The sequence below is a fragment of the Micromonospora sp. NPDC048170 genome (assembly GCF_040652795.1).
Lineage (GTDB): Bacteria > Actinomycetota > Actinomycetes > Mycobacteriales > Micromonosporaceae > Micromonospora.
On sequence record NZ_JBEZMR010000009.1, the window covers coordinates 170,908 to 193,574 of the forward strand.

Consider the following 22,667-nt stretch of genomic DNA (forward strand, 5'->3'; position numbering starts at 1 on the left):
CGAAGGATCAGCGACGGGACCTGCCCAGTTCGTGCGGGCTGAACTGGACGTCCCGGCGCGGACGGGCGGGACCGACGGCGGACGCGCCGGTCAGCAGCCGCAGCCACCGCCGCAACAGCCCCCACCGGCCGGAGCCGGCGCGCCACCGGCCGCACCGCCGCCTCGGCCGGTGACCGCGACAGTGGAGAGAAGCTTGACGGTGTCGGCGTGCCCCTGCGGGCAGGACGCCGGCTCGGCGGCATGCGCCATCGGGCGGTTGACCTCGAAGGTGTCGCCGCAGGCGCGGCAACGAAACTCGTACCGGGGCATGGCACCAGGGTACGGCCGGTCCTGACGTACGGGGGGACATGGGTGATACTCAACTTGTGGTTGACGGCGAGGACAGGACGACCCTTCGGCCCCTGCGGCCGGCAGCGCCCATCGACGGGCCGCTTGCCGGTTCCGACGCCGCGCCCGAACCCGCGACGCGGCTGCCGCGCCCCCGCCGCCCCTGGCTGAGATTCGGCGCCTCCGCCGGTGCCGGTGCCCCGGCGGCGGCCGGTCCCACACCCGCCGGTCCGGCGAAGACGCCGACCGACTCCTCCACACCGGAGCCGCCGGCAACCGGGTCGACGCCCACTGCCGCCCCGAAGCCCGACGACACCGACAAGCCCGGCGACGCCCCAACCACTGCCGCGAAGCCCGGCGACGCCCCGGCCGCCGAGGCGGAGCCGGCCCACGAGCCCACGGCCGGGGCCAAGCCGGGCGACAAGCCCACCACAGACGACAAGCCGGCCACCGGCACGACGCCGGGCGACACGACCGGCACGGACGCGAAACCGGGTGACAAGACCGCCCTCGGCACGAAGACCGGCAGCGGCGCCACCGCGGCCGGGGCTACCGCAGCCGGGGCTGCCGAGGCCGGGGCGAAGACCGGTGACGACAGCGGCGCGTCGGCAGCCGCGGGTAAGGGCGACCTCACGGAGACGAAGGTCGACACGCCCGCGGCGAAGCCGGCCACCGGGCCCCGGCGCCGCCGGGTGCAGTTCGCGCATGCCGTACGCCGGCCGCCGCACCGCACCGCGATGGCCGCGGCCCGCGCCACCCGGGACTGGTCGCGGCGGCCGAGCGGGCGGCTCACCCTGCCCGGGGTGTTCCTGCTGGCCCTGGTCGCGGCGACGGCTGCGGTGGGCGCGGTGCTGGTGCCCGCGACGGCCCGGGCACCCCGCCCGGTCGCCGATGACGCCACCGCCGCGCCGACCATCCCTCCGCAGGCGCCGCTGCCCGGCGGGCTGCCGCTGCCCACCCAGACGATGCCGCCGCTCGGCTCGGAGCCGACCGGCGGCACCGTCGGCGGGATCACCGGCCGGCCGTCGGACGCGCTCGCCGGCTGGGCCGCCCAGATCGGGCCGAAGGTCGGCATCTCGCCGGTGGCCATGCAGGCGTACGGCTATGCCGAGGTCGTGCTCTCCCAGACCAACCGCAGCTGCGGGCTCAGCTGGACCACCCTGGCGGCCATCGGGTTCGTCGAGTCGGGGCACGGCCAGGCCAACAACGCCCAACTCGGCCAGGACGGCAAGGCGCTGCCCGAGATCATCGGCCTGCCGCTGGACGGGCAGGGCGGCCGCATGCGGATCGCCGACACCGACCGGGGCCTGCTGGACAGGGACACCGTCCTCGACCGGGCGGTGGGGCCGATGCAGTTCATCCCGACCACCTGGCAGGAGATCGGGGCCGACGCCGACAACGACGGCGTCAAGGACCCGCACGACCTGGACGACGCAGCCCTCGCCGCCGGCAACTACCTCTGCAAGGGCGGCCGGAACCTCACCATTCCGGCCGACTGGTGGAACGCGATCCTGTCGTACAACAACGTCCGTCGCTACGCCCAGGACGTCTACGACACCGCCAACCGCTACGGGCAGGCCAGCCGCACGTGAAGTGATCGTCCGCATACATTGGAGAACTGGACACTTCCCCCGGGCAGCCGTTAGCGGCAAGCTAGACGGGTGATGGTGCGCGAGTGGGACCCCAGGACCGCGTCGTCCGCCGAGATCGCGTCGCTCCTGGACACGCTGAACGCGGGCCTGGCGGTCGATCTTCCGCAGGATCCGCCGTGGCGGGAGATTTCCATGCGGGAATATCTCGCCGAGGTGATGCCCGGCGAGCGGCGGATCTCCTGGGTCGCCCAGGCGGGGCCGGCGGCCGACGGCAGCCCGGGGGCGATCCTGGGCCACGTGCACGTGCTGCTGCTCGGCGACATCGGGGTGCTGGAGGTGCTGGTGCACCCGTCGGCGCGGCGCACTGGCCTCGGCCGGGAACTCGTCCTGACCGCCGCCCGTCGGGTCTACCAGGAGGGCTTCCAGTCGATCGGGGTGGAGGTGGTCGGCGACACGCCGGCCGTCGCCTTCTACGAGTCGCTCGGCTTCTCGAAGGAGTACGTCGAGACCCGCAGCGTGCTGGACCTGTCCGGGGTGGACTGGGCCGAGCTGTCCGAGATGGCCACCGGCATCGGCGCGGGCTACCACCTGGAGTTCTACCCGGGTGGCCCGCCGGACGAGCTGATCGAGACGTACGCCCGGGCCAAGGCGGAGGTGCGCGACGTCGAGGACGGCGAACTGCGCCCCAGCTCCTGCGATCCGCAGCGGCTGCGGGACAGCCTGGACTGCCTGCACCGGCGGGGCATGAAGCCCTACATCGTGCTCGCCCTGCACGAGAAGACCGGGGAGGTGGCCGGGCTGACCGAGGTCGTCGTGCCGGTCCAGCATCCCACCCGCGCCGACCAGTACGACACCATCGTCGTGCAGGACCACCGGGGCTACGGCATCGACCGGGCGATCAAGGCAAGGATGCTGATGGAGCTGCGCTCGGTGGAGGCGGAGCTGACCGAGGTGCAGACCTGGAACGCGCAGGCCAACGAGGCCATGCTCAAGGTCAACGCCGAGTTGGGCTACCGTCCGGACCGCGAATGGTGCGAATACAGCATCGACGTGGCCGAGCTGGTGCACCGCATCGACGCCGGACGTTGACCGGAGAGTTCACGAAACTGTCCTCCGGGGGATGGACGGCAGTCAGCAGCGACCCTTAACGTGCGTTAGTTCCCCGTCCACCCATCGTGGAGGCCTCATGCGCCCGCGCCGCACTCTTGCCGCGCTCGCGACCGCCACCGCCGCCGTGACCGTCACGGCCGTCGGCGTCGCACCCACCGCGGCCAGCGCCGCGCCCACCGACCTCTTCATCTCCGAGTACGTCGAAGGCTCGTCGAACAACAAGGCGATCGAGCTGTTCAACGGCACCGGCGCCGCCATCGACCTGGGCGCTGGCGGCTACCAGCTCCAGTTGCACTTCAACGGATCCACCACTCCGACGAGCCTGGCTCTCACCGGCACCGTCGCGGCCGGTGACGCCTTCGTGTTCGCCTCCGCCTCGGCCGTGCCGGCCATCCTCGACCAGGCCGACCAGACCACGACCGCCAGCCTGTTCAACGGCGACGACGCGATCGTGCTGCGTCGGGGCGGCACCGTGCTCGACTCGATCGGCCAGGTCGGCGTCGATCCCGGCACCGAGTGGGGCACGGGCGTCACCAGCACCGCCGACAACACGCTGCGTCGGTCGGCCGCAGTGACCTCCGGCGACACCGACCCCGCTGACGCGTTCGATCCGGCCGCCCAGTGGGCCGGCTTCCCCGTCGACACGTTCGACGGGCTCGGCACGCACACGGTCGACGGCGGTGGGCCGGTCGACGCACCCGCCACGCTCACCTGCGGCCCGACGCTGGTCACCTCGGCCGGCACGGCGGCCACCCGGGAGGTCACCGCCACCGACGCGGACGACCGGATCGTGGACCTGGCGGTCACCTCGGTCAGCCCGGCCCCGGCCACCGGCTCCGTCAGCCGCACGGCGGTCACCCCGGCCGACGCGGTCGGCGGCACCGCCCGGGCCACGGTCGGCACGAGCGCCGGCCTGGCCGCCGGGGCGTACACCGTGGTGCTGACCTCGACCGACGCGGACGGCGGCACCGCGACCTGCACCCTGGCCGTGCAGGTCACCCGGGAGCTGACCGTCGGCGAGGTGCAGGGCCCCACCACCGACGCCGAGTCCGGCCCCGCCGACCGGTCGCCGCTCGCGCCGGCCTCCGGCAACGGCACCAGCAGCACGCTGTACGACGTACGCGGCGTGATCACCCAGCTCACCCTGGCCCGCGACTCGTCGGGCCGTGACCAGCGCGGCTTCTTCCTACAGAGCCGGTCGGACGCCACCGACGGCGACCCGACGAGCTCGGACGGCATATTCGTCTTCATGGGCTCGTTCACCTCACTGATCGGCGGCTACGTGCCGACGGTCGGCGACGAGGTGGTGCTGCGTGCCCGGGTCTCCGAGTACTTCAACTTCACCCAGCTCTCCGGCGCGTCACTGGTCCGCCGGATCGCCTCCGGGGTGGACGTGAACGCCGAGGTCGAGGTGACCGACGCGGTGCCGCCGGTCGAGTTGGCGGCGGCGCAGCGCTTCTTCGAGCGGCACGAGGGCGCCCGGCTACGGGTGCGTGCCGGCAGCGGCGCGGTGAGCGGGCGGAACGTCTTCCCCTCCACCGCCGACGCGGAGATCTTCGTGATCGACCGGGACGACCCGCTGCTCGACCGCGCCGACCCGCACGCCCGTCGGGTGTTCCGGGACGCGCACCCGCTGGACAACGACCCGGGTCGCCGCTTCGACGACGGCAACGGGCAGCGCGTCCTGCTCGGCAGCATGGGCGTCAAGGGCACCACGGGCGACAGCGGCATGCTGCTCCCGCCGGCGCGTACCTTCGACACGCTGACCGCCGACGCGGTCGGTGGGCTCTACTACTCGTTCGAGAAGTACGGCGTGCAGGTCGAGCGGGCCGTGTTCACCGGCGGGACCGATCCGTCGACGAACAACCCGCCGAAGCCCGCCAACCGGTCGGAGGAGTTCGCGGTCGCGGCCTACAACGTCGAGAACCTGTACGACTACCGCGACGACCCCTTCGACGGCTGCGACTTCGCCGGTAACGCCGGCTGCACCGGCGTGCGCCCGCCGTTCGACTACGTCCCGGGCAGCGAGCAGGAGTACCGCGAGCAACTCGTCGCGCTGGCCGACCAGATCACCACCGACCTGCACTCGCCGGACCTGATCCTGGTGCAGGAGGCCGAGGACCAGGACATCTGCTCGGTCTCGGGCGGCGAGCTGGTCTGTGGCACCACGAACAACGCGGACGGCGCGCCGGACAGCCTCCAGGACCTGGCGCTGACCATCGCAGCCGCCGGTGGTCCGGCCTATCAGGCCGCGTACGACCGGACGGGCGCGGATGCCCGGGGCATCACCGCGGCGTTCCTGTTCCGCACCGACCGGGTGTCGCTGGCCGAGGCCACCGCCGGCGACCCGCTGCTGGGCTCGACGCCGACGGTGCAGTACCGGAGCGCGGGCCTGCCGGCGAACGCGGACGTGCAGAACCCGAAGGCGCTCAACGCGGTCCTCCCCGCCGACGTGGACACGTCCACCGGCAAGGACGGCGACAACGTCTTCACCCGCGCCCCGCAGCTCGGCAAGTTCACTGTCGCTGCGGCGCCCGGCTCCACCGAGCGGTACACGGTGTGGGCCGCGAGCAACCACTACTCGTCGGGGCCGGACAGCCGGGTCGGGCAGCGCCGGGAGCAGGCCGCGTACGGTGCCGCGATCGTCACCGCGATCGAGGCGTCGGACCCGCACGCGCGGGTGGTCTACGGCGGGGACCTCAACGTCTTCCCCCGCCCCGACGACCCGATCGCCACGGCGGCGGAGCCCACCCCGTCGGACCAGCTCGGGCCGCTGTACGAGGCCGGCATGCGTAACCTGTGGGACGACCTGCTCGCAGACGCGCCGTCGTCCGCCTACTCGTACAGCTTCGAGGGGCAGGTGCAGACGCTGGACCACCTGTTCGTCAACGGCGCGCTGCACCGTGACCTGGTGCAGATGCGGGCCGCGCACATCAACGCCGACTGGCCGGCCGACCACGCGGGCGACGGCAGCCGGGGCTCCAGCGACCACGACCCGCAGGTGGCCCGTTTCCGTTCCCGGGCGTCGCTGAGCGTCAGCGACACGTCGGTGGTCGAGGGCGACCGGGGCACCCGCCCGCTGACCTTCACGGTCACCGTGTCGCGGCCGTTGTCCCAGTCGGTGCTGCTCTGCGCCGCCACGTACGGCACCACGGCCCAGGCCGGCGCCGACTACGACCCGTACGTCGGCTGCAAGGTCCTGGCCGCCGGGCAGACCTCGCTGGCCTTCCCGGTGACCGTGCGCGGCGACCGGAAACGGGAGGCGGACGAGAAGGTGCACCTGCTGGTGGCCGGGGTGCCGGGCCTGCGCCTGGCCGACCCGCTCGCCGTGGGCACCATCACCGACGACGACTGAGTAACACCCGAGCGCGTCCCGACGGCCCGTCGGCCAGGAGTCTCCTGGCCGACGGGCCGTCCCGTTCACCACGGAAAGCGCGGGTCGGGTACGCGCGGCGGCGGGGGCACGCTGCGGTACTTCGCCACCCGCACCTCCCACTGGCTGCGCCGCCGCATCGCGTCGCGGACCCGGCGGTTGCGGTAGAACGTCTCCGGCGGGCGGGCCAACCCGTATACGTCCGCCCACCACTCGCCCGGCTCGGGGTCGAGAATGGTGTCCAGGTGCGAGGGATAGCGGCGCCCCGCCCCGTCACGCGTGTCCTGCCAGTCCCGCATCGGTTTCAGCACCCGCCCGAACTCGTCGACGACAGCGAGCCGGAACCCGGCGACCCCGAGGATGCGTCGCAGGAGCAGGATGCTCGGCACCAGCCGGCCCGCCTCTATCCGCCCGACGGTGGAATGGTTGACCCCGGCCCACCGGGCCAACTCCCGCTGGCTGAGGCTGGCATGCCGCCGCACCGCCCGGACGATGCCCGCAGCCGGCCAAGGAGTGTCGAACGGCTCGGTCAGCAGCACAGGCGGCTCACGCGAGCCCACCGGCCCTTCGAAACCCCCACCGGCCCGTTCGGGTCCCACCGGCCGGTCGAAGCCCACCGGCCCTTCGGAGTCCGACGGCAGACCTGGGTCCGACGGCCGACCTGAACCCGACGGCTGACCTGAACCCGGCAGCTGGCCTGGGTCCGACAGCTGGTCTGGGTCCAACCGTCGTCCTGAGTCCGACAGCTGGTCGAAATCCGGACGACGGTCGCTCTCCGGCTCGGCGAAAGGGTCGGTCATCCCGTCACGATCCCGGCTGCTGCGGCTTCCCCGCAATCCCGTCCGCCTCGCCTGTGGACAACGCATGGCCCCCTGTGGAAAACCGCAGAAAGAGGTTGCGGTTTCACCTCCAACCCAGCGCCCTCAAGGTAACGATGCGTAGCGGCATGCGCTCCCACGCCACCAACTACGTTGAGTAACGAACCCTCGGCCTTGAAAAGGGGCTTTTCCGTCACCAGCGGCAACGGCAACGCCACCACCAGGGATTTCATCGAACGCCCCTCTCCGGGGCAAGGATCCCAGTTGGACGCTTTGCTCTGCATCCCCATACGCAGCAGGCACCCTGCGCTACTGGCGCGTATGGGGATGCAGAGCAAAGCGTCTGGGGGTAGTTGGGGTCGGACGGCAGGACCGTTACTCATGGTCACGGCGGATGCGAACGTTCGGTTGGCAGGGCACGGCACAGCGTCACCGCAACAGACATCGACACAGCCGCTGGCGCCTTCAGTGATGGCTCCCGGCACGGCCTAGGCAGGTCAGCCTCGGTCAGCCGGCGACAGCGGCATCGGCACCGGCACCGGCACCGGGACTTCGTGAATCGACCTGAAGGAAGAGCCCCTCGGCCTGGTCGTGGGTGACGAACACGGCCAGGACTCAGGCGGATATCTCTGCCTCGGGCGGCGAAGGATCTGGCCGGCCCACGCTGCACGGCTCGGACGGACCATGCCCGCACTTGCCGGCCGCACCTCCCGGTCGCACCCCGCCCAACCACACGGCCCGTCGGATCGGCTCGGTAGCCCACGTTCGGGCACGTTCGGTCCGGTTGCCGCGAGGACAGCCGGCGTCGAGAACATTCGGTGTGGGAGACAGTCGGTGCGGAGGACGCAGCGACGGGCGTGGGCCCGCCCAGGGGCGTGGAGCCGAGGTGCCGTGCCCGGGTGTCAGTAGCGCTGGCGGAGGAGTTGGGCGGCCTCGACCGCCCAGTAGGTGAGGATGATCTGTGCGCCGGCGCGACGGATCGAGGTGAGCGTCTCCATCATCACCCGTTCCCGGTCGATCCAGCCGTTCGCGGCGGCTGCCTCGACCATGGCGTACTCGCCGGAGACCTGGTAGGCGGCGACCGGGACGTCCACCGCCGCGCTGACCGCCGACACCACGTCGAGGTACGGCAGGGCGGGCTTGACCATCACCATGTCGGCGCCCTCGGCGACGTCCAGCTCGACCTCGCGCAGCGACTCCCGCAGGTTGGCCGGGTCCTGCTGGTAGGTGCGCCGGTCGCCCTCCAGCGCCGACTCCACCGCGTCCCGGAACGGGCCGTAGAAGGCCGAGGCGTACTTGGCGGCGTACGCCAGCACGGCCACGTCCTGGTGGCCCGCGGCGTCGAGCGCCCGGCGTACCACGCCGACCTGGCCATCCATCATCCCGGACGGCCCGACCACCCCGACCCCGGCGGCGGCCTGGGCGACTGCCATCTCGGCGTACGCCTCCAGCGTGGCGTCGTTGTCGACGCCGCCGTCGGGGGTGAGCACGCCGCAGTGCCCGTGCGAGGTGAACTCGTCCAGGCAGAGGTCACTCATCACCACCGTGGCGTCGCCCACCTCGGCGACGACGTCGCGGATCGCGACGTTGAGGATGCCGTCCGGGTCGATCCCGCCGGAGCCGGTGGCGTCCCGCCGCTCCGGCACGCCGAAGAGCATGATGCCGCCGACGCCCGCCTGTACCGCCTCGGCGGCGGCCTTGCGGAGCGAGTCCCGGGAGTGCTGGAGCACTCCCGGGAGCGACGCGATCGCCCGCGGCCCCGCCAACCCCTCCTTGACGAACATCGGCACGACCAGCTCGGCCGGGTCGACGCGGGTCTCGGAGACCAGCCGCCGGATGGCCGCGTTGCGGCGCAGCCGGCGTGGCCGAATCTCGGGGTACGGCATCACGAGCCTCCTGCTACGACTACCGGAACCTCAGGGCGGTCGGCCCCTGCACCTTCGAGCCACGACGCTGCTTCGCCGGCATGGCGGCGAGCTTCTCGCGCAGTTCGACGGCGTAGGCGGCGAGCGACTCCACCAGATCGGGAACCGAGGCGTGCGGCGGCTGGACGTCGACCCGCAGGCCGAACTCCGTCGCGGTCTCCGCCGTCTTGGGCCCGATCACTGCAACAACGGTACGGGCGTGCGGCTTCCCCGCGATACCCACCAGATTGCGCACCGTGGAGCTGGACGTGAAGAGCACCGCGTCGAAGCCACCCGACTTGATCGCGTCCCGGATCTCGGCCGGCGGCGGGGCGGCCCGGACCGTCCGGTACGCGGTCACGTCGTCGACCTCCCAGCCGCGCTCGGTGAGCCCGGCGGCGAGGGTCTCGGTGGCGATGTCGGCACGCGGCAGCAGCACCCGACCGACCGGGTCGAGGATCTCGTCGTGCGGCGAGAACTCGGCCAGCAGCCCGTCGGAGGACTGCTCCCCCGACGGGATCAGCTCGGGCTGGATGCCGAACGCGCGGACGGCGTCGGCCGTCGCCTCTCCTATACAGGCGATCTTGACGCCGCCGAAGTGCCGGGCGTCCAGGCCGTGCTCGGCGAACTTCTCCCAGACCGCGCGGACCGCGTTGACGGAGGTGAAGATCACCCAGGCGTACCGGCCGTCGACCAGGCCCTTCACCGCCCGCTCCATCTGGGCCGGGGTCCGGGGCGGCTCGACCGCGATGGTCGGCACCTCGCACGGAATGGCCCCGTACGCGCGCAGCCGCGCGCTCATCACGCCGGCCTGCTCCTTGGTGCGGGGTACGAGGACCTTCCAGCCGTACAGCGGCCGGTTCTCCCACCAGCTCAGCTTGTCCCGCTGGCCGACGCCCTCGCCGAGGGTGAGCACCACCCGGCCGGTGAAGCCGAGCGCCGCTGCGACGAACGAGTCCACGGTCGACGTGGTGGTGTACTGCGTCTCGCCGGTGCCGTCCCCGGTCACCCCGACGCCGGTGGTGCCCTCCACCCCGGCGGCGAGCAGACCGTCGCGGATCGCGGCGAGGTCACCGGCGTCCACGGCCAGGGCCAGCGAGCCCCGGCCGACGGCTGCGGCCAGCGCGTCGAAGTCCAGCGCGGTGACGTCCTCGACGTCGGCCGCCGTCCGTACGCCCGGCAGCGGCACGCCCGCGTAGGTCGCCACCCCCTCGGCCTGGCCGACACCGGGGACCACCTCGAAGTGCGCGGCGGTCCGCGCGACCGCCTGCACCTCCTTGACCACCGAGTCGTGGCCGAACGGGTCGCCGGCGACCAGGTGCACCGCGTTCAGCCCGGACCGGGCCGCCGAGATCAGCACCTTCGCCACGTCGCCCGGCGCGCCCTCCGCCGGGGTGAACTGGGCGTCCTCCCTGGCCTGGGCACGGACGGCGTCGAGCAACGACTCGGGGACTCCCCTGTCGTACACCACCTGGTCGGCGTCGACCAGGGCGTCGTGCGCCCGGCGGGTCAGCAGGCCCGGGTCGCCGGGACCGGCTCCGACGAAGGCGATGCGGCCTACGGGCTTACGGGTGCGGGTCATTCTGTGCTCCCAAATTGCTGGGTCCCCGGGCCGGCGTGTCCATCTTGGCCGAGGATCGAGTCGGCGCCGAGGTCGAGGAGTTCGGCGGCGAGTGCCTTGCCGATCTCCGCCGCGTCGGCGAGCGTTCCGGTGCGGGACAGCCGGAGGTCTCTCGTGCCGTCCGGACTGATCACCGCCCCGCGCAGATAGATCTCCTGGACAACATCGCCCTCGGCACCCGAGCCGGTTGGCTCGCCTTCGGCGACGACGGCGTAGGCGGCGACCGGAGCGGAGCATCCGGCCTCCAGGGTGGCCAGCAACGCCCGTTCCGCGATGACCGCGGCGTGGGACGGTGCGTGGTCGAGCACGGCGAGCAGCTCGACCAGGTCGGTGTCGACGGCCCGGCACTCCACCGCCAGCGCGCCCTGGGCGGGCGCGGGCAGCATCAGCATCGGGTCGAGCGTCTCGGTGATCACGTCGGTCCGCCCGAGCCGGGCCAGCCCGGCCCGGGCCAGGACGACCGCGTCGAGGTCGGCCTCCGGCCCGAGCACCCGCGCGAGGCGGCTGTCGACGTTGCCGCGGATCGGGGTGACCTCCAGCTGCCTCCCGAGGGCGTGCAACTGGGCGATTCGGCGCAGCGCGCCCGTGCCCACGGTCGCGCCGGTGGGCAGCTCGGTGAGCATGCGGCCGTCCCTGGCGACCAGCGCGTCCCGCGGGTCCTGCCGGGTCGGCACCGCCGCGACGTGCAGCCCGGCCGGCGGCGCGGTGGGCAGGTCCTTGTAGGAGTGCACCGCGAAGTCGATGGCGCCGGCGGTCAACGCGTCACGCAGGGCGGAGACGAAGACGCCGACGCCGAGGCGGTGCACCGGCGCGGAGGAGCGGTCTCCCGCGGTGACCACCTCGACCAGCTCGACGGGGCGGCCGGTTGCGGCGGTCAGGGCCTCGGCGACGTGGCCGGACTGGGCCATCGCCAGTTTGCTGCCCCGGGTACCGAGGCGCAGGGGCGTGCTCATCGCTCACCTCCGGTGGGCGGGATCTCGACGGGACCCGTCGACGGTGGAATGTCGGCAAGGCCGAAGGGCGGCGGAACGTCGACGAGACCGAACTGCGGTGCGGCGGCGCGGTCGGCGATGTCGGGGACGTCGTCGACCGGGGACGTCTGCGGCACCTGGAGGTCGAACAGCTCGCGCAGCACGGCCGCGTACTGGTCGCCACCGGGTTCGGCCGCCAACTGGCGGACCCGCACGGTGGGCTGGTGCAGCAACCGCTGCACCACCCGGTGCACCGTCCGGGCCACCTCGGCGCGCTGGTCGTCGCTGAGGTCCGGGCGGCGCTGGGCGAGCCGGCGCAGTTCCGCGCCGACCACGTCGTCGGCGCGGCCCCGCAGGGCGGCCACCGTGGGGGCCACGTCGGCGCCGCGCAGCCAGGTGAGGAAGGCGTCGACCTCGCCGGCCACGATCCGCTCGACGGCGGCGGCGTCGGTGGCGGCGGGCCCGTCGGCGAGCAGGGCCGCCATCCGGTCGATGTCGATCACCTCGACGCCGGGCAGCTCGGCGACGCCGGCCTCCACGTCGCGCGGCACGGCCAGGTCGAGCAGGACGAGCGGCCCCCGGCCGGCGTCGCGACCGGCGAGCGCCCGGGTCACCACCTCACGGGTGAGGACCGCTTCGGCGGCCGCGGTGGCGGCCACTACGATGTCCACTGTGGAGAGCACGTTGGTCAGCTCCGCCATCGGCGTCGCGCCGGCGCCGTACGCCTCGGCCAGCCGGACGGCCCGGTCGGCGCCCCGGTTGGTGACGGTGAGCGGCCCGGCGCCCAGCCGGGACAGCGTGGCGACGCCCAGCGAGCCCATCGCGCCCGCACCGACCACCAGTGCGGGACGGCCGGCGAGGTCGCCGTCGAGGTGCCCGGCGGCCAGCTCCAGTGCGGCGGTCACCACGCTCTGGCCGGCCCGGTCGATGCCGGTCTCCGCGTGCGCCCGCTTGCCGACCCGCAGCGCCTGCTGCATCAGCTCGTGCAGCAGCCGACCGGCCGTGTCGGCCCCGGTCGCGGAATGGTAGGCGTCCCGGAGCTGGCCGAGGATCTGCGCCTCGCCGACCACCATCGAGTCGAGCCCGGCGGCGACCCGGAAGACGTGGTCCACGGCGGCGGCGTCGAAGTGCACGTAGAGGTGGTTGGCGAGCGCGGCGGGCTGGCAGCCGGCCTGCGCGGCCAGCACCGCGCAGATGTCGCCGAGGCCGCCGTGGAAACCGGACACGGCGGCGTAGACCTCCACCCGGTTGCAGGTGGAGACGAGCACGGCCTCGGTCACGTACGGCTGGGCGAGCAGGCGGTCCAGGGTGCGGGTGAGGTCCGCGGGGCCGACCGCGAGCTGCTCCAGCGTGGCGACGGGAGCGGTGCGGTAGGACGCGCCGACGACGAGCAGTTTCACGTGCCGATCGCCTCCTGCGGGTCGGTGACGGCGAGCCCCCCGGGCAGGGCGGTGAGGGCGGACCCACCGGTGGCCGGGAGCGCGGTCAGTGATGCCTTGCGGTGCTCGTGGAAGGACAGGATCTGCAGCTCTATGGCGAGGTCGACCTTGCGAACGTCGACCCCCTCCGGCACCGAGAGTACGCACGGGGCGAAGTTCAGGATGCTCGTCACGCCCACGGCCACGAGTTGGTCGGCCACCGCCTGGGCGGCCGGGGCCGGGGTGGCGATCACGCCGATGGCGATGGCCTCCTCGACGGCGACCCGGGCCAGCTCGTCGATGTGCCGGACGACCAGCCCGCTGATCTCCTCGCCGACCCGCTCGGGGTCGGCGTCGAAGAGGGCGGCGATCCGGAAGCCGCGGCTGGCGAAGCCGTCGTAGCCGGCGAGGGCGTGACCGAGATTACCCACACCGACCAGGGCGACGGCCCGCCGCTGGGTGAGCCCGAGCACGTACTCGATCTGGTCTATCAACAGCGCCACGTCGTAGCCGACGCCTCGGGTTCCGTACGAGCCGAGGTGTGACAGGTCCTTGCGGAGCTTCGCGGAGTTCACGCCGGCGGCGCCGGCCAGCCCCTCGCTGGACACCGTCTCGTGACCGGTTTCGGCGAGGTTGTGCAGGGCACGGAGGTATTCCGGGAGCCGGGCGACGGTCGCCTCCGGCAGGTCCGGGAGCGCCGGTACGGCACCGGCGCGGCCGGGCGCGCCAGGGTGACGGTGCTGACTCATGAGACTCCGTGCGGTGCGATCCTCAGCCAACTCGTGCGGCCGGCCGTTTCGGGACTCCCGCTGGCGACCGAGATTGCCGGCTGTGCTAGCAGGGCGCGTCGGAATTACAGAGTAGGCGCTTGTGAACGCGTGCACAAATCGCGATCTTGACAGCTCGCGACGCGGCCTCACCAGCCCCTCCATTCCGCAAGATCGATCCAGCGGGCCCCCGCCGGCCGCCGCCCGACCTCCGGGCGGCACCGATGGCGCTGGCCGCGCTGATTATTGCTCAATTACGACTTCTCTGACCAATCGCTCGGCCACGGCTCGCCCACGAACCAGTCACGGTAGGGCCAGCCCTACGCCGGAGAGGCGGGCCGACGGGATGGGTCGGGCCGCCCGCGCTGCCTAGCCTCGTTGACATGACCGCCGTACCCGTCGCCGCCGACCAGCCCGTGCCGGCGCCGACCATCTCCCGACAGCTCCTGCTGGACTCCGGCTACGTGCTGCTGGGCCTCCCGCTGGCCCTGGCCAGCTTCGTCGTCCTGCTGGTCGGCCTGGCCGCCGGGCTCGGACTGGTGGTGACGGTGATCGGTCTGCCGATCCTCAGCGGCACCCTCTACGCCGCCCGGGGCCTCGCCGACATCGAGAGGCTTCGCCTCCCCGCCGTGCTCCACCAGTCCCGGATCCGCCCCCAATACCGGCTCCCCGAGCCCGGGGCGAGCGCCTGGCGGCGGATCTTCGTGCCGATGGGGGACGCGCAGTCCTGGCTCGACCTGGCGCACGGCATCCTCAAGCTGATCGTGGCCATCGTCACCTTCGTGGTCACGCTCATCTGGTGGGCCGGCGCCGTCGCCGGCAGCCTCTACTGGGCGTACGACTGGGCGCTGCCGCACGGCGACCCGGAGGACGTCGACCTCCCCCAACTCCTCGGCCTGGGCGGGACGACCATCGCCCGGATCGGGCTGCACACCGCGATCGGGCTGTTCTTCCTGATCACCCTGCCGATCGTGGCCCGCGGCTGCGCGCTGCTCCAGGCCAGCTTCGGCCGGGCCCTGCTCACCGGCGTGGCCGAGATGCGCAACCGGATCACCGTGCTGGAGGAGCAGAAGCGGGCCGCCGTCTCCGCCGAGGCCAGCGCGCTGCGCCGGCTGGAGCGGGACATCCACGACGGTCCGCAGCAACGCCTGGTCCGGCTCGCGATGGATCTCAGCCGGGCCCGCCAGCAGCTCGCCACGGACCCGGAGGCCGCCGCGCGCACCCTGGACGAGGCGGTCACCCAGACCCGGGAGACGCTCGCCGAGCTGCGCGCCCTGTCCCGGGGCATCGCGCCACCGATCCTGGTCGACCGGGGCCTGCCCAGCGCCCTGGCGGCGCTGGCGGGGCGCGGCCTGATCCCGATCGAGCTGTGGGTGGACCCGGAACTGGCCAGCCCGGCCGGCCGGCTCGACCCGGCGGTGGAGAGCACCGCCTACTTCGTGGTGGCCGAGGCGCTGACCAACGTCGCCAAGCACAGCCGGGCGACCGAGTGTCAGGTCACCGTGGCCCGGCACGACGGACGGCTGGAGGTCAACGTCGACGACGACGGCCAGGGCGGCGCCCACCTGGCCAAGGGACACGGGCTGGTCGGTATCGCCGACCGGGTCCGCGCCGCCGGGGGCCGGCTCTCCGTGGTCAGCCCGGCCGGCGGGCCCACCGCGATCCGCGCGGAACTCCCGGTGTGAGCCCTACGCGCGATCAGCGCGGAAGTCCCGGTGTGAGCCGTACGTGGTAGACAACAGCACATGCGGATCGTGATCGCCGACGACGCGGTGCTGCTCCGGGAGGGGCTGGTACGGCTGCTCACCGAGTGTGGGCACGAGGTGGTGGCCGCCGTGGCCGACGGGGAGTCGCTGGTGGCGGCGGTGGTGGCCCACCGGCCGGACGTGTCGATCGTCGACGTCCGGATGCCCCCGTCGCACACCGACGAGGGGCTGCGGGCGGCGGTGGAGGCCCGCCGGCTGGTGCCCCGCACCCCGATCCTGGTCCTCTCCCAGTACGTCGAGGTGTCGTACGCCGACGACCTGCTCGCCACCACCGGCGGCGGCGGGGGCGGGATCGGCTACCTGCTCAAGGACCGGGTGGCCGCGATCGACGAGTTCCTCGACGCGCTGGACCGGGTGGCCGCCGGCGGTACGGTGCTCGACCCCGAGGTGGTCGGCCAGCTCTTCGCCCGGCGCCGGCGCGACGACCCGCTGCGCGAGCTCACCCCGCGCGAACGCGAGGTGCTCGCGCTGATGGCCGAGGGCCGCTCCAACACGGCGATCGCGAGGACCCTGGTGGTCACCGACGGGGCCGTCGAGAAGCACGTGCGGAACATCTTCACCAAGCTCCAGCTGCCGCCCGACACGGAGCAGCACCGGAGGGTCCTGGCCGTCCTGGCGTACCTGCGCAACTGACCGGCCCGTGGCGCGTGCCGCGCCGGCTCACGGTCAGGGCAGCGTGGCCGCCAGGGTCACCGCCTCGGTGAGGGTGTCGGCGACCGGGTGGCCGGCGGCGCGCAGCCGGTCCGGGTCGGTGATCCCACCGGTGTAGAGGACGGCGCGACCCCCGACCGACACGGCGGCGTCCGCGTCGTCCACGGAGTCACCGATCAGCACCACGTCCCGGCCGTCCACGCCCAGCTCGGCCAGGTGCCGGTGGAGGGACTCGGCCTTGCGGTCGCCGCCGACGCTCGCCCGCAGCCCGTCCACCCGGACGAAGTGCCCGGTGAGCCCGAACGTGTGCACGGTCGGCACCAGCTCCTCGTGGAACCACATGGACAGCAGCGACTGGCTGCCCCGCCAGGCCGCCATCGCGACCGTTGCGTCGTGCGCCAGTTCGCAGGTCGTCAGCCCCGCGCGGTACGCGTCGTGGAAGATCCGGTCCAGCCGGCCGTACGCGTCGTCGTCGACCGCCTGTTCGAGCACCTCGGCGTAGTAGTCGGCGATCGGCCGACGGAACCGCACCCGGTGCTCGTCGGCCGTGACGGCGCGCCCCCCGACGCTGGCGAAGGCCGCGTTGGTGGAGGCGACCACCAGGTTCAGGTCGTTGAGCAGGGTGCCGTTCCAGTCCCACACCAGGTGGTTGCGCGCCGGGGTCATCGCAGCACCATAGCGCCGGCGTCACAGCTGCGGCGTGGTCAGGTCCCGCAGCAGCCGCTCCTCCTCCACCCGCCAGTAGCCGTGCTCCTTGCCGTCCAGCAGCACCACGGGCAGCCGGTCGCCGTACTCGCGTTCCAGCTCGATGTCGTCGGTGACGTCCTTCTCGGTCCACCGGTCCCCGGTGACCGCCACCACCCGGTCCAGCGCCACCTTCGCGTCGTCGCAGAGGTGGCAGCCGGGGCGGGTGATCAGGGTGAGTCGGGGCTCACGCATCGGTCTCCTCCGTCGTGCTGGTGCCGGCCGGGGCCGGCGGGCGGGTCTCCGGCGACGCCGCCGGGGACGGCACCGGGGCCGCCGCGGGCGACGCCGGCCGGAGCAGGGTCTTGCGTACCTTGCCGATCACCGAGTGCGGCAACTCGTCGACGAACTCGACGGCGGTCGGGCACTTGAACCGGGCCAGGTTACGGGCGCAGTGGTCGAGCAGTTCCGCACCGGTCACCGGACGACCCGGCGCCGGCACCACGTACGCCCGGACAGTCTCGCCGGTCCGCGGGTGCGGCACACCCAGTACCGCCGACTCGGCCACCCCCGGGTGCGCCGAGAGCACCAGCTCGACCTCGTGCGGGTACACGTTGAACCCGTTGACCAGGATCAGCTCGCCGATCCGGTCCACGAGGAAGAGGTCGCCGTCGGAGTCGGCGTACGCCACGTCGCCGGTGGCCCACCAGCCGTCGGCGTCCGGGCCGCTCCGCCCGTCCGGCCAGTAGCCGGAGAAGAGGTTCGCCCCGCGCACCACGACCTGGCCCGGGTCGGTGCCCGGCGTGCCGTCGGAGAGGTCCAGCTCGTCGGTGTCGTCGTCCGGCTCGGCCACGCCGTCGCGCCACAGGTCGGTCCCGTCCGTGCCGACCAGACGCAGCTCGACGCCGGGCAGCGGCCGGCCGACCGAGCCGGCCTTCGGCTCCCCACCGACCAGCGTGGAGGTCAGCACCGGCGCGGTCTCGGTCAGGCCGTATCCCACGTGCACCGGACGACCGGCGACCTCGGCGAAACGCGCCGCGTCGGCCGGCTCCAGCGGTGCCGCGCCGCAGACCACGACCCGGACCGACGCCATCGCCGCGGTGAGGGCGGCGGCGTCCGCCGTGGACCAGGCGGCCACCATCGACGGTACGCCGACCAGCACGGTGACCCGCCGCCGGGCGATCTCGGCCAGTCCCGCGTCGGGGCCCAGCTCGTCAACGAGCACCCCGGTCGCGCCATGGTGGACGACCGCGCCCAGCCCCGCGTTCAGCCCGTACGCGTGGAACAGCGGCAGCGCCAGCAGCACGGTGTCGTCCGGGCCGACGACGGGCGGGTCGACGCGACCGACCTGCTCGTGGTTGGCCGCCAACGCCCGGTGTGTCAGGATCGCGCCCTTCGGCCGCCCCTCGGTGCCGGAGGTGTAGAGCAGCAGCGCCGGGTCGTCGCCGCCCCGGTCGGGGAACGGGTGGCCGGCGTCGGCCACCGGCGGCACGGTGTGCACGGCGACGAGCGCGGGCAGGTCCCCGGCGACGCCGGCGACCAGTTCGCGCACCCGCTCGCTGCCGATCAGCACCGAGGCGCCGGAGTCGGCCAGCACGTGCCGCAGCTCGGGCGCGGTGAGGCCGGGGTTGACCGGCACCGCGATCAGCCCGGCGCGCAGCGCGGCCAGGCAGCTGACCACGAAGTCCGGCGAGTTGCCGAGGGCGACGGCGATCCGGGGCGGGTGCCGGTCGGCGGCGGTGGCGCCCGGTGTCGGGCCGGCACCGGCCGACGGCGCTGCGGTCAGGGCCGCCAGGGCGTGGGCGGTCGCCGTGACGGAGGCGTCCAGTTCGGACCAGGTCAGGGTGCGCTCGCGCCAGTGCAGCGCGGTTCGGTCGCCGTGGGCGGTGGCCGCCCGGTGGAGCCGCTCGACGAGCGTCGCGGCGGAGCTGTCGGTTGCGTCCTGCACGGTGGCTGAGTCTGGCACAGCGCGGGGCCGGTGGGCCATGCCCGACGGGCCACCCGGTGGGGCGGGAACGTCGATGTGCAAGTCCCATCGACGGGACGAGCGGGACGCGCGGGCGGGACGAGGCCGGTCCCGTCGACGGGACAGGAACGGGCACCCGGGCGCGCCGGAGTCCTGAGTCGACGCCCACGCCGCCGCCCCGTGCCGCACCCGGTGGCGCGCGCGCTGACCTGGATTTCCTTCGCGATCACGACGTAATCCGAAAGTCAACCGCACACGACGGACAACCGGTCCGCCAATTGTGCGACGCGAGGGGAAATACTTCCGCCCTGTGTAACGGACTTGCCACGCGTGGGTGACGTTGGCCCTATCATCACTCGGGTCGGCTCACCCCATTTGCCGTGAGTCGACACCCCTCAGCCCGAGGAGGCCCCCGTGCCTGTGAGCGCATTGGACCAGCACCTCAAGGGGATCTGCCGCCCGTCGGCACACCCCGAGCCAGCCCTGCCCGGCCGTGACGGCCGGGCCACGACGGCGACACGGCGACCGGCGTCGTCAGCCGGCGGGACGGAGGCGGCACGGTGACCACCTTCGGATACGCGGATCGGCCGGTCGGTCTGACCAGCCCGGCGAGCCGCGGCTCGGTCAACGAACGACCCACCGCCCGGGGCCCGGCGGACGACGCGGGCGGCCTCGCCGTCCGGGGGGAGGGTACGTCGAGCCGGACCCGCAACCGGCCGCACAACGAGCCGCCGTCACGCCCCGCGACACCGGGGGGCAACGCGAAGCCGGCCGGCGGCCGGGTCGCCGTCCCCGCCCGGCCCACGATGCCGGCGCAGGGCCGCCGCACCGCGGAGCCGGCCAAGGCAGTCGACGAGTCGAGCACGGAGACGGCGGTGCTCCCGGCGGTACCGGCGGCCGCCGCGCCGATCAACACCTCGACGGGCTTCCCCAGCCGTCCGGACCCGTCCGACCCCGCCACCGAGGTCTGGGGGCTGGTCGAGCGCGCGCAGGCCGGCGAGTCCGAGGCGTTCGGGCTGATCTACGACCGTTACGTCGACACCGTGTTCCGGTTCGTCTACTTCCGGGTGGGCAACCGCCAACTCGCCGAAGACCTCACCTCCGACACCTTCCTGCGCGCCCTCAAGCGGATCGGCAGCTTCACCTGGCAGGGGCGCGACCTGGGGGCCTGGCTGGTCACCATCGCCCGGAACCTGGTGGCGGACCACTTCAAGTCCGGCCGCTACCGGTTGGAGGTCACCACCGGGGACGTGCTGGACGCCGACCGCGAGGACCGGGGCCCGGAGGGCAGCCCGGAGGCGGCGGTCGTCGAGCACATCACCAACGTGGCCCTGCTCGGCGCCGTGAAGCAGCTCAACCCGGAGCAGCAGGAGTGCATCGTGCTGCGCTTCCTACAGGGCTTCTCCGTGGCCGAGACGGCCCGCGCGATGGGCAAGAACGAGGGCGCGATCAAGGCGCTCCAGTACCGCGCGGTGCGAGCGCTGGCCCGGCTGTTGCCGGATGGCTTCCAGCCGTAGCCTCCTGCAGAAGACTGCCGTGCATCGATTCGATGTACGCGCAGCTCAGTGCCGTTGCTGCCTCGTGACGCCGATCACTTTCCGTGATTTCGCCTCCGCCGGCCCCGTAACCCATGTCCGGTGCGGACCGTTTCTCCGGGTGCGACCGGTGGTAGCCCCGGCATCCCCCCGGGCCCCAGGTCCGGCAGTGCGGCCGGCCACGATCTTCGTCCGTGGTGTCATGCCGTCACCGGTCGCTGGCGACGACAGCGGCCGACCGGCCGCGACCAGCGAGAGGAGGTGCCCGCGGTGGACAGCGACCTCTTCTCCCGTCGGCGCGCGGAGCGCTTCGCGCAGCTTCTCGACGAGGCCAACGGGGGCCGGCGACACCACGTCCGTTCCCGGGCCGACGACCAGTTGGCCGTGCTCGTCGCGGTCGGGCAGCGGCTCCACGCGGCCCCGCCCGCCGTGGAGGTGGACCCGGAGTTCCGCACCGGGCTGCGGGCCATGCTGCTGGCCACGGCCGAGCGCGAGGGCATCGCCGCCCCGACCGCCGCCACGCCCGAGCCGGCATCCCGGCGCTCCGCCGCCGAACCCGGCCGCAACCGGCTGCTGCCGGCGGTGACCGCACGCCGGGCCCGGGCCCGCGGCGCCATCCTGGTCGGCGTGGCGGCCGGCGCCGTCGCCCTCTCGGGCATCTCGGCCGCCAGCGAGAACGCCGTCCCCGGTGACGCGCTGTACGGCATGAAGCGCTCCACCGAACGTGCCCAGCTCGCGCTGACCGGCTCGGACGTCAGCCGGGGCCAACTGTTCCTGGACTTCGCCCGCACCCGGCTCGCCGAGGCCGCCGCGCTGCGCGGTGACGAGGACGGCTTCAGCGCGGTGCTGGACGACATGGACGCCGACACCCGCCAGGGCGTACGCCTGCTGACCAGCGCCGCGATGCAGCGCTCGGACCCGGCGGCCCTCGACGCGGTCAACGCCTTCCTCACCGGCCAGCGCCGGGCCGTCGGCGGGCTCATCGACGACGCCACCCGGGCCGACCGCGACCGCACCCGCCGCTCGCTCGCCCTGCTCGACGCCGTCCGCAAGCGCTCCGACGCGCTGCGCGCGGCGATCGCCTGCGGCCTGCCCGCCCCCGTCGGCAGCGACGCCCTCGGCCCGGCTCCGGCCACCTGCCCCGGCGACCGCTGACCCGACGGTCGGCCGGGAGACGTCCGCGCCACAGTTCACCCGTTGAGCGGTAGTCCCTCACCGTCGCCCGGCTACCCTCGCGGGAGGCACACGTCGCGCCGGTCGAGCCGAGGGAGGTCGCGTGGCCCGCAGCCGCAAGGTGACGGTCAGCACCGACGTCCACGGGCACACCGCCGGCTGGGCGGAGACCGACCTGGTGCCCCTGGCTCCCCCGGAACCCGATCCGACCGCGGCGGCCTTCTTCGACGTCGACAACACGATGATGCGGGGCGCGTCGATCTACTGGTTCGCCCGGGGTCTCGCCGCGCGCAACTACTTCACCACCACCGACCTGGCCCGGTTCGCCTGGCAGCAGTTGCGGTTCCGGCTGCTCGCCACCGAACACGCCGGTGACATGTCGCAGGCCAAGGAGGCCGCCCTCGCCTTCGTCGAGGGATGGCGGGTCGACGACGTGGAGCGCCTCGCGGAGGAGATCTTCGACGAGCTGATGGCGCCCCGGATCTGGGCCGGCACCCGCCAGCTGGCCCAGCGCCACCTGGACACCGGCGAGCGGGTCTGGCTGGTCAGCGCCGCACCGGTGGAGATCGGCCGGGTGATCGCCGCGCGGCTGGGCCTGACCGGCGCGGTCGGCACGGTCGCCGAGATCGTCGACGGCGCGTACACCGGCCGGTTGGTCGGCGACCTGATGCACGGCCCGGCCAAGGCGGAGGCGGTCAGCCAACTCGCCGCGGTCGAAGGGCTGGACCTGGGCCGGTGCACCGCCTACAGCGACTCGTGCAACGACCTGCCGATGCTCTCCATGGTGGGGCGGGGCGTGGCGGTCAACCCGGACGCGGCCCTGCTCAGGGAGGCTCGGCAGCGCGGCTGGGACGTCCGCGACTTCCGTACCGGCCGGCGCGCGGTCAAGATCGCCGTACCGTCCACCGCGGCGGCCGGCCTGGTCGCCGGGGCGGTCAGCGTCGGGCTGGCGCTGCACCGGCGCCGCCGCGACGGCTGACGGCACCGGCCG

18 protein-coding genes are annotated in these 22,667 nt (G+C 73.5%); 8 read left to right on the top strand and 10 right to left on the bottom strand.

Annotated features, from left to right (window positions below):
- Positions 1–90: 90 nt before the first annotated feature.
- Positions 91–309 (bottom strand): zinc ribbon domain-containing protein, encoded by a 219-nt coding sequence (locus AB0D32_RS15410; protein WP_350920751.1) that lies wholly within the window; start codon positions 307–309, stop codon positions 91–93.
- A gap of 56 nt (positions 310–365) precedes the next feature.
- On the opposite strand from AB0D32_RS15410, the gene AB0D32_RS15415 reads away from it, so the two are divergent.
- From AB0D32_RS15415 to AB0D32_RS15425, 3 genes are all read left to right on the top strand, one after another.
- The gene (locus AB0D32_RS15415) at positions 366–1,919 is read left to right on the top strand and encodes a lytic murein transglycosylase (protein WP_357089908.1); all 1,554 of its coding nucleotides are present in this window, start codon (positions 366–368) and stop codon (positions 1,917–1,919) included.
- A 72-nt stretch (positions 1,920–1,991) separates the two neighbouring features.
- The gene (locus tag AB0D32_RS15420) at positions 1,992–3,008 is read left to right on the top strand and encodes a GNAT family N-acetyltransferase (RefSeq protein ID WP_357090023.1); all 1,017 of its coding nucleotides are present in this window, start codon (positions 1,992–1,994) and stop codon (positions 3,006–3,008) included.
- Positions 3,009–3,105: 97 nt separating this feature from the next.
- Positions 3,106–6,384, top strand: a complete 3,279-nt coding sequence (locus AB0D32_RS15425) for a lamin tail domain-containing protein (RefSeq protein ID WP_357089910.1) — start codon at positions 3,106–3,108, stop codon at positions 6,382–6,384.
- Positions 6,385–6,449: 65 nt separating this feature from the next.
- Here AB0D32_RS15425 and AB0D32_RS15430 read toward each other — a convergent pair whose 3' ends face one another.
- From AB0D32_RS15430 to AB0D32_RS15455, 6 genes are all read right to left on the bottom strand, one after another.
- A complete protein-coding gene (locus tag AB0D32_RS15430) occupies positions 6,450–6,941 on the bottom strand; it encodes a helix-turn-helix transcriptional regulator (protein ID WP_357089912.1) in 492 nt (163 codons plus the stop codon).
- Positions 6,942–8,122: 1,181 nt separating this feature from the next.
- Positions 8,123–9,106, bottom strand: a complete 984-nt coding sequence (hemB, locus tag AB0D32_RS15435) for a porphobilinogen synthase (protein ID WP_357089915.1) — start codon at positions 9,104–9,106, stop codon at positions 8,123–8,125.
- 19 nt (positions 9,107–9,125) lie between these two features.
- Positions 9,126–10,706, bottom strand: coding sequence for a uroporphyrinogen-III synthase (locus AB0D32_RS15440; RefSeq protein ID WP_357089918.1), 1,581 nt, complete (start codon positions 10,704–10,706; stop codon positions 9,126–9,128).
- Positions 10,703–11,698, bottom strand: coding sequence for a hydroxymethylbilane synthase (hemC, locus tag AB0D32_RS15445; protein ID WP_357089921.1), 996 nt, complete (start codon positions 11,696–11,698; stop codon positions 10,703–10,705). Before hemC ends, AB0D32_RS15440 begins: the two co-directional genes overlap by 4 nt.
- The gene (locus AB0D32_RS15450) at positions 11,695–13,116 is read right to left on the bottom strand and encodes a glutamyl-tRNA reductase (protein ID WP_357089924.1); all 1,422 of its coding nucleotides are present in this window, start codon (positions 13,114–13,116) and stop codon (positions 11,695–11,697) included. Before AB0D32_RS15450 ends, hemC begins: the two co-directional genes overlap by 4 nt.
- Positions 13,113–13,883 carry a redox-sensing transcriptional repressor Rex gene (locus AB0D32_RS15455; protein WP_357089926.1) on the bottom strand — a complete coding sequence of 257 codons (771 nt, stop codon included), beginning with the start codon at positions 13,881–13,883 and terminating at the stop codon, positions 13,113–13,115. Before AB0D32_RS15455 ends, AB0D32_RS15450 begins: the two co-directional genes overlap by 4 nt.
- A 401-nt stretch (positions 13,884–14,284) precedes the next feature.
- Here AB0D32_RS15455 and AB0D32_RS15460 point away from each other — a divergent pair, with 401 nt between their 5' ends.
- Both AB0D32_RS15460 and AB0D32_RS15465 read left to right on the top strand, forming a co-directional pair.
- Entirely contained in the window at positions 14,285–15,586 is a 1,302-nt protein-coding gene (locus AB0D32_RS15460; protein WP_357089929.1) for a sensor histidine kinase, read from the top strand.
- Positions 15,587–15,646: 60 nt separating this feature from the next.
- On the top strand, positions 15,647–16,300 hold the full coding sequence (locus AB0D32_RS15465) for a response regulator transcription factor (RefSeq protein WP_357089932.1): 654 nt from the start codon (positions 15,647–15,649) through the stop codon (positions 16,298–16,300).
- A gap of 33 nt (positions 16,301–16,333) precedes the next feature.
- Here the strand turns inward: AB0D32_RS15465 and AB0D32_RS15470 are convergent, their stop codons facing one another.
- Genes AB0D32_RS15470 through AB0D32_RS15480 form a run of 3 tightly spaced genes read right to left on the bottom strand, consistent with a single transcriptional unit; the run spans position 16,334 to position 18,989 of the window.
- A complete protein-coding gene (locus AB0D32_RS15470; RefSeq protein ID WP_357089935.1) occupies positions 16,334–16,984 on the bottom strand; it encodes an HAD hydrolase-like protein in 651 nt (216 codons plus the stop codon).
- Positions 16,985–17,005: 21 nt separating this feature from the next.
- Positions 17,006–17,257: a glutaredoxin family protein gene (locus AB0D32_RS15475; RefSeq protein ID WP_357089938.1), complete on the bottom strand. Its 252-nt coding sequence runs from the start codon at positions 17,255–17,257 to the stop codon at positions 17,006–17,008.
- Complete coding sequence (locus AB0D32_RS15480; protein WP_357089940.1) at positions 17,250–18,989, bottom strand: AMP-binding protein; 1,740 nt, start codon at positions 18,987–18,989, stop codon at positions 17,250–17,252. The genes AB0D32_RS15475 and AB0D32_RS15480 overlap by 8 nt, the downstream gene beginning before the upstream one ends.
- A 539-nt stretch (positions 18,990–19,528) precedes the next feature.
- On the opposite strand from AB0D32_RS15480, the gene AB0D32_RS15485 reads away from it, so the two are divergent.
- The 3 genes from AB0D32_RS15485 to AB0D32_RS15495 all read left to right on the top strand — a co-directional run bounded on the left by AB0D32_RS15485 (position 19,529) and on the right by AB0D32_RS15495 (position 22,655).
- Positions 19,529–20,485, top strand: a complete 957-nt coding sequence (locus tag AB0D32_RS15485; RefSeq protein ID WP_357089943.1) for an ECF subfamily RNA polymerase sigma factor, BldN family — start codon at positions 19,529–19,531, stop codon at positions 20,483–20,485.
- A gap of 288 nt (positions 20,486–20,773) precedes the next feature.
- On the top strand, positions 20,774–21,658 hold the full coding sequence (locus AB0D32_RS15490) for a DUF5667 domain-containing protein (RefSeq protein WP_357089946.1): 885 nt from the start codon (positions 20,774–20,776) through the stop codon (positions 21,656–21,658).
- Positions 21,659–21,779: 121 nt separating this feature from the next.
- On the top strand, positions 21,780–22,655 hold the full coding sequence (locus AB0D32_RS15495) for an HAD-IB family hydrolase (RefSeq protein WP_357089949.1): 876 nt from the start codon (positions 21,780–21,782) through the stop codon (positions 22,653–22,655).
- Positions 22,656–22,667 lie beyond the last annotated feature (12 nt).

What these genes read in the sequence shown, in the direction of transcription:
- AB0D32_RS15410 (WP_350920751.1), bottom strand. Translation starts at nt 309, where the DNA reads ATGCCCCGGTACGAGTTTCGTTGCCGCGCCTGCGGCGACACCTTCGAG.
- AB0D32_RS15440 (WP_357089918.1), bottom strand. Translation starts at nt 10,706, where the DNA reads ATGACCCGCACCCGTAAGCCCGTAGGCCGCATCGCCTTCGTCGGAGCC.
- AB0D32_RS15480 (WP_357089940.1), bottom strand. Translation starts at nt 18,989, where the DNA reads ATGGCCCACCGGCCCCGCGCTGTGCCAGACTCAGCCACCGTGCAGGAC.
- AB0D32_RS15425 (WP_357089910.1), top strand. Translation starts at nt 3,106, where the DNA reads ATGCGCCCGCGCCGCACTCTTGCCGCGCTCGCGACCGCCACCGCCGCC.
- hemC (WP_357089921.1), bottom strand. Translation starts at nt 11,698, where the DNA reads ATGAGCACGCCCCTGCGCCTCGGTACCCGGGGCAGCAAACTGGCGATG.
- hemB (WP_357089915.1), bottom strand. Translation starts at nt 9,106, where the DNA reads ATGCCGTACCCCGAGATTCGGCCACGCCGGCTGCGCCGCAACGCGGCC.
- AB0D32_RS15475 (WP_357089938.1), bottom strand. Translation starts at nt 17,257, where the DNA reads ATGCGTGAGCCCCGACTCACCCTGATCACCCGCCCCGGCTGCCACCTC.
- AB0D32_RS15455 (WP_357089926.1), bottom strand. Translation starts at nt 13,883, where the DNA reads ATGAGTCAGCACCGTCACCCTGGCGCGCCCGGCCGCGCCGGTGCCGTA.
- AB0D32_RS15470 (WP_357089935.1), bottom strand. Translation starts at nt 16,984, where the DNA reads ATGACCCCGGCGCGCAACCACCTGGTGTGGGACTGGAACGGCACCCTG.
- AB0D32_RS15465 (WP_357089932.1), top strand. Translation starts at nt 15,647, where the DNA reads ATGCGGATCGTGATCGCCGACGACGCGGTGCTGCTCCGGGAGGGGCTG.
- AB0D32_RS15460 (WP_357089929.1), top strand. Translation starts at nt 14,285, where the DNA reads ATGACCGCCGTACCCGTCGCCGCCGACCAGCCCGTGCCGGCGCCGACC.
- AB0D32_RS15420 (WP_357090023.1), top strand. Translation starts at nt 1,992, where the DNA reads ATGGTGCGCGAGTGGGACCCCAGGACCGCGTCGTCCGCCGAGATCGCG.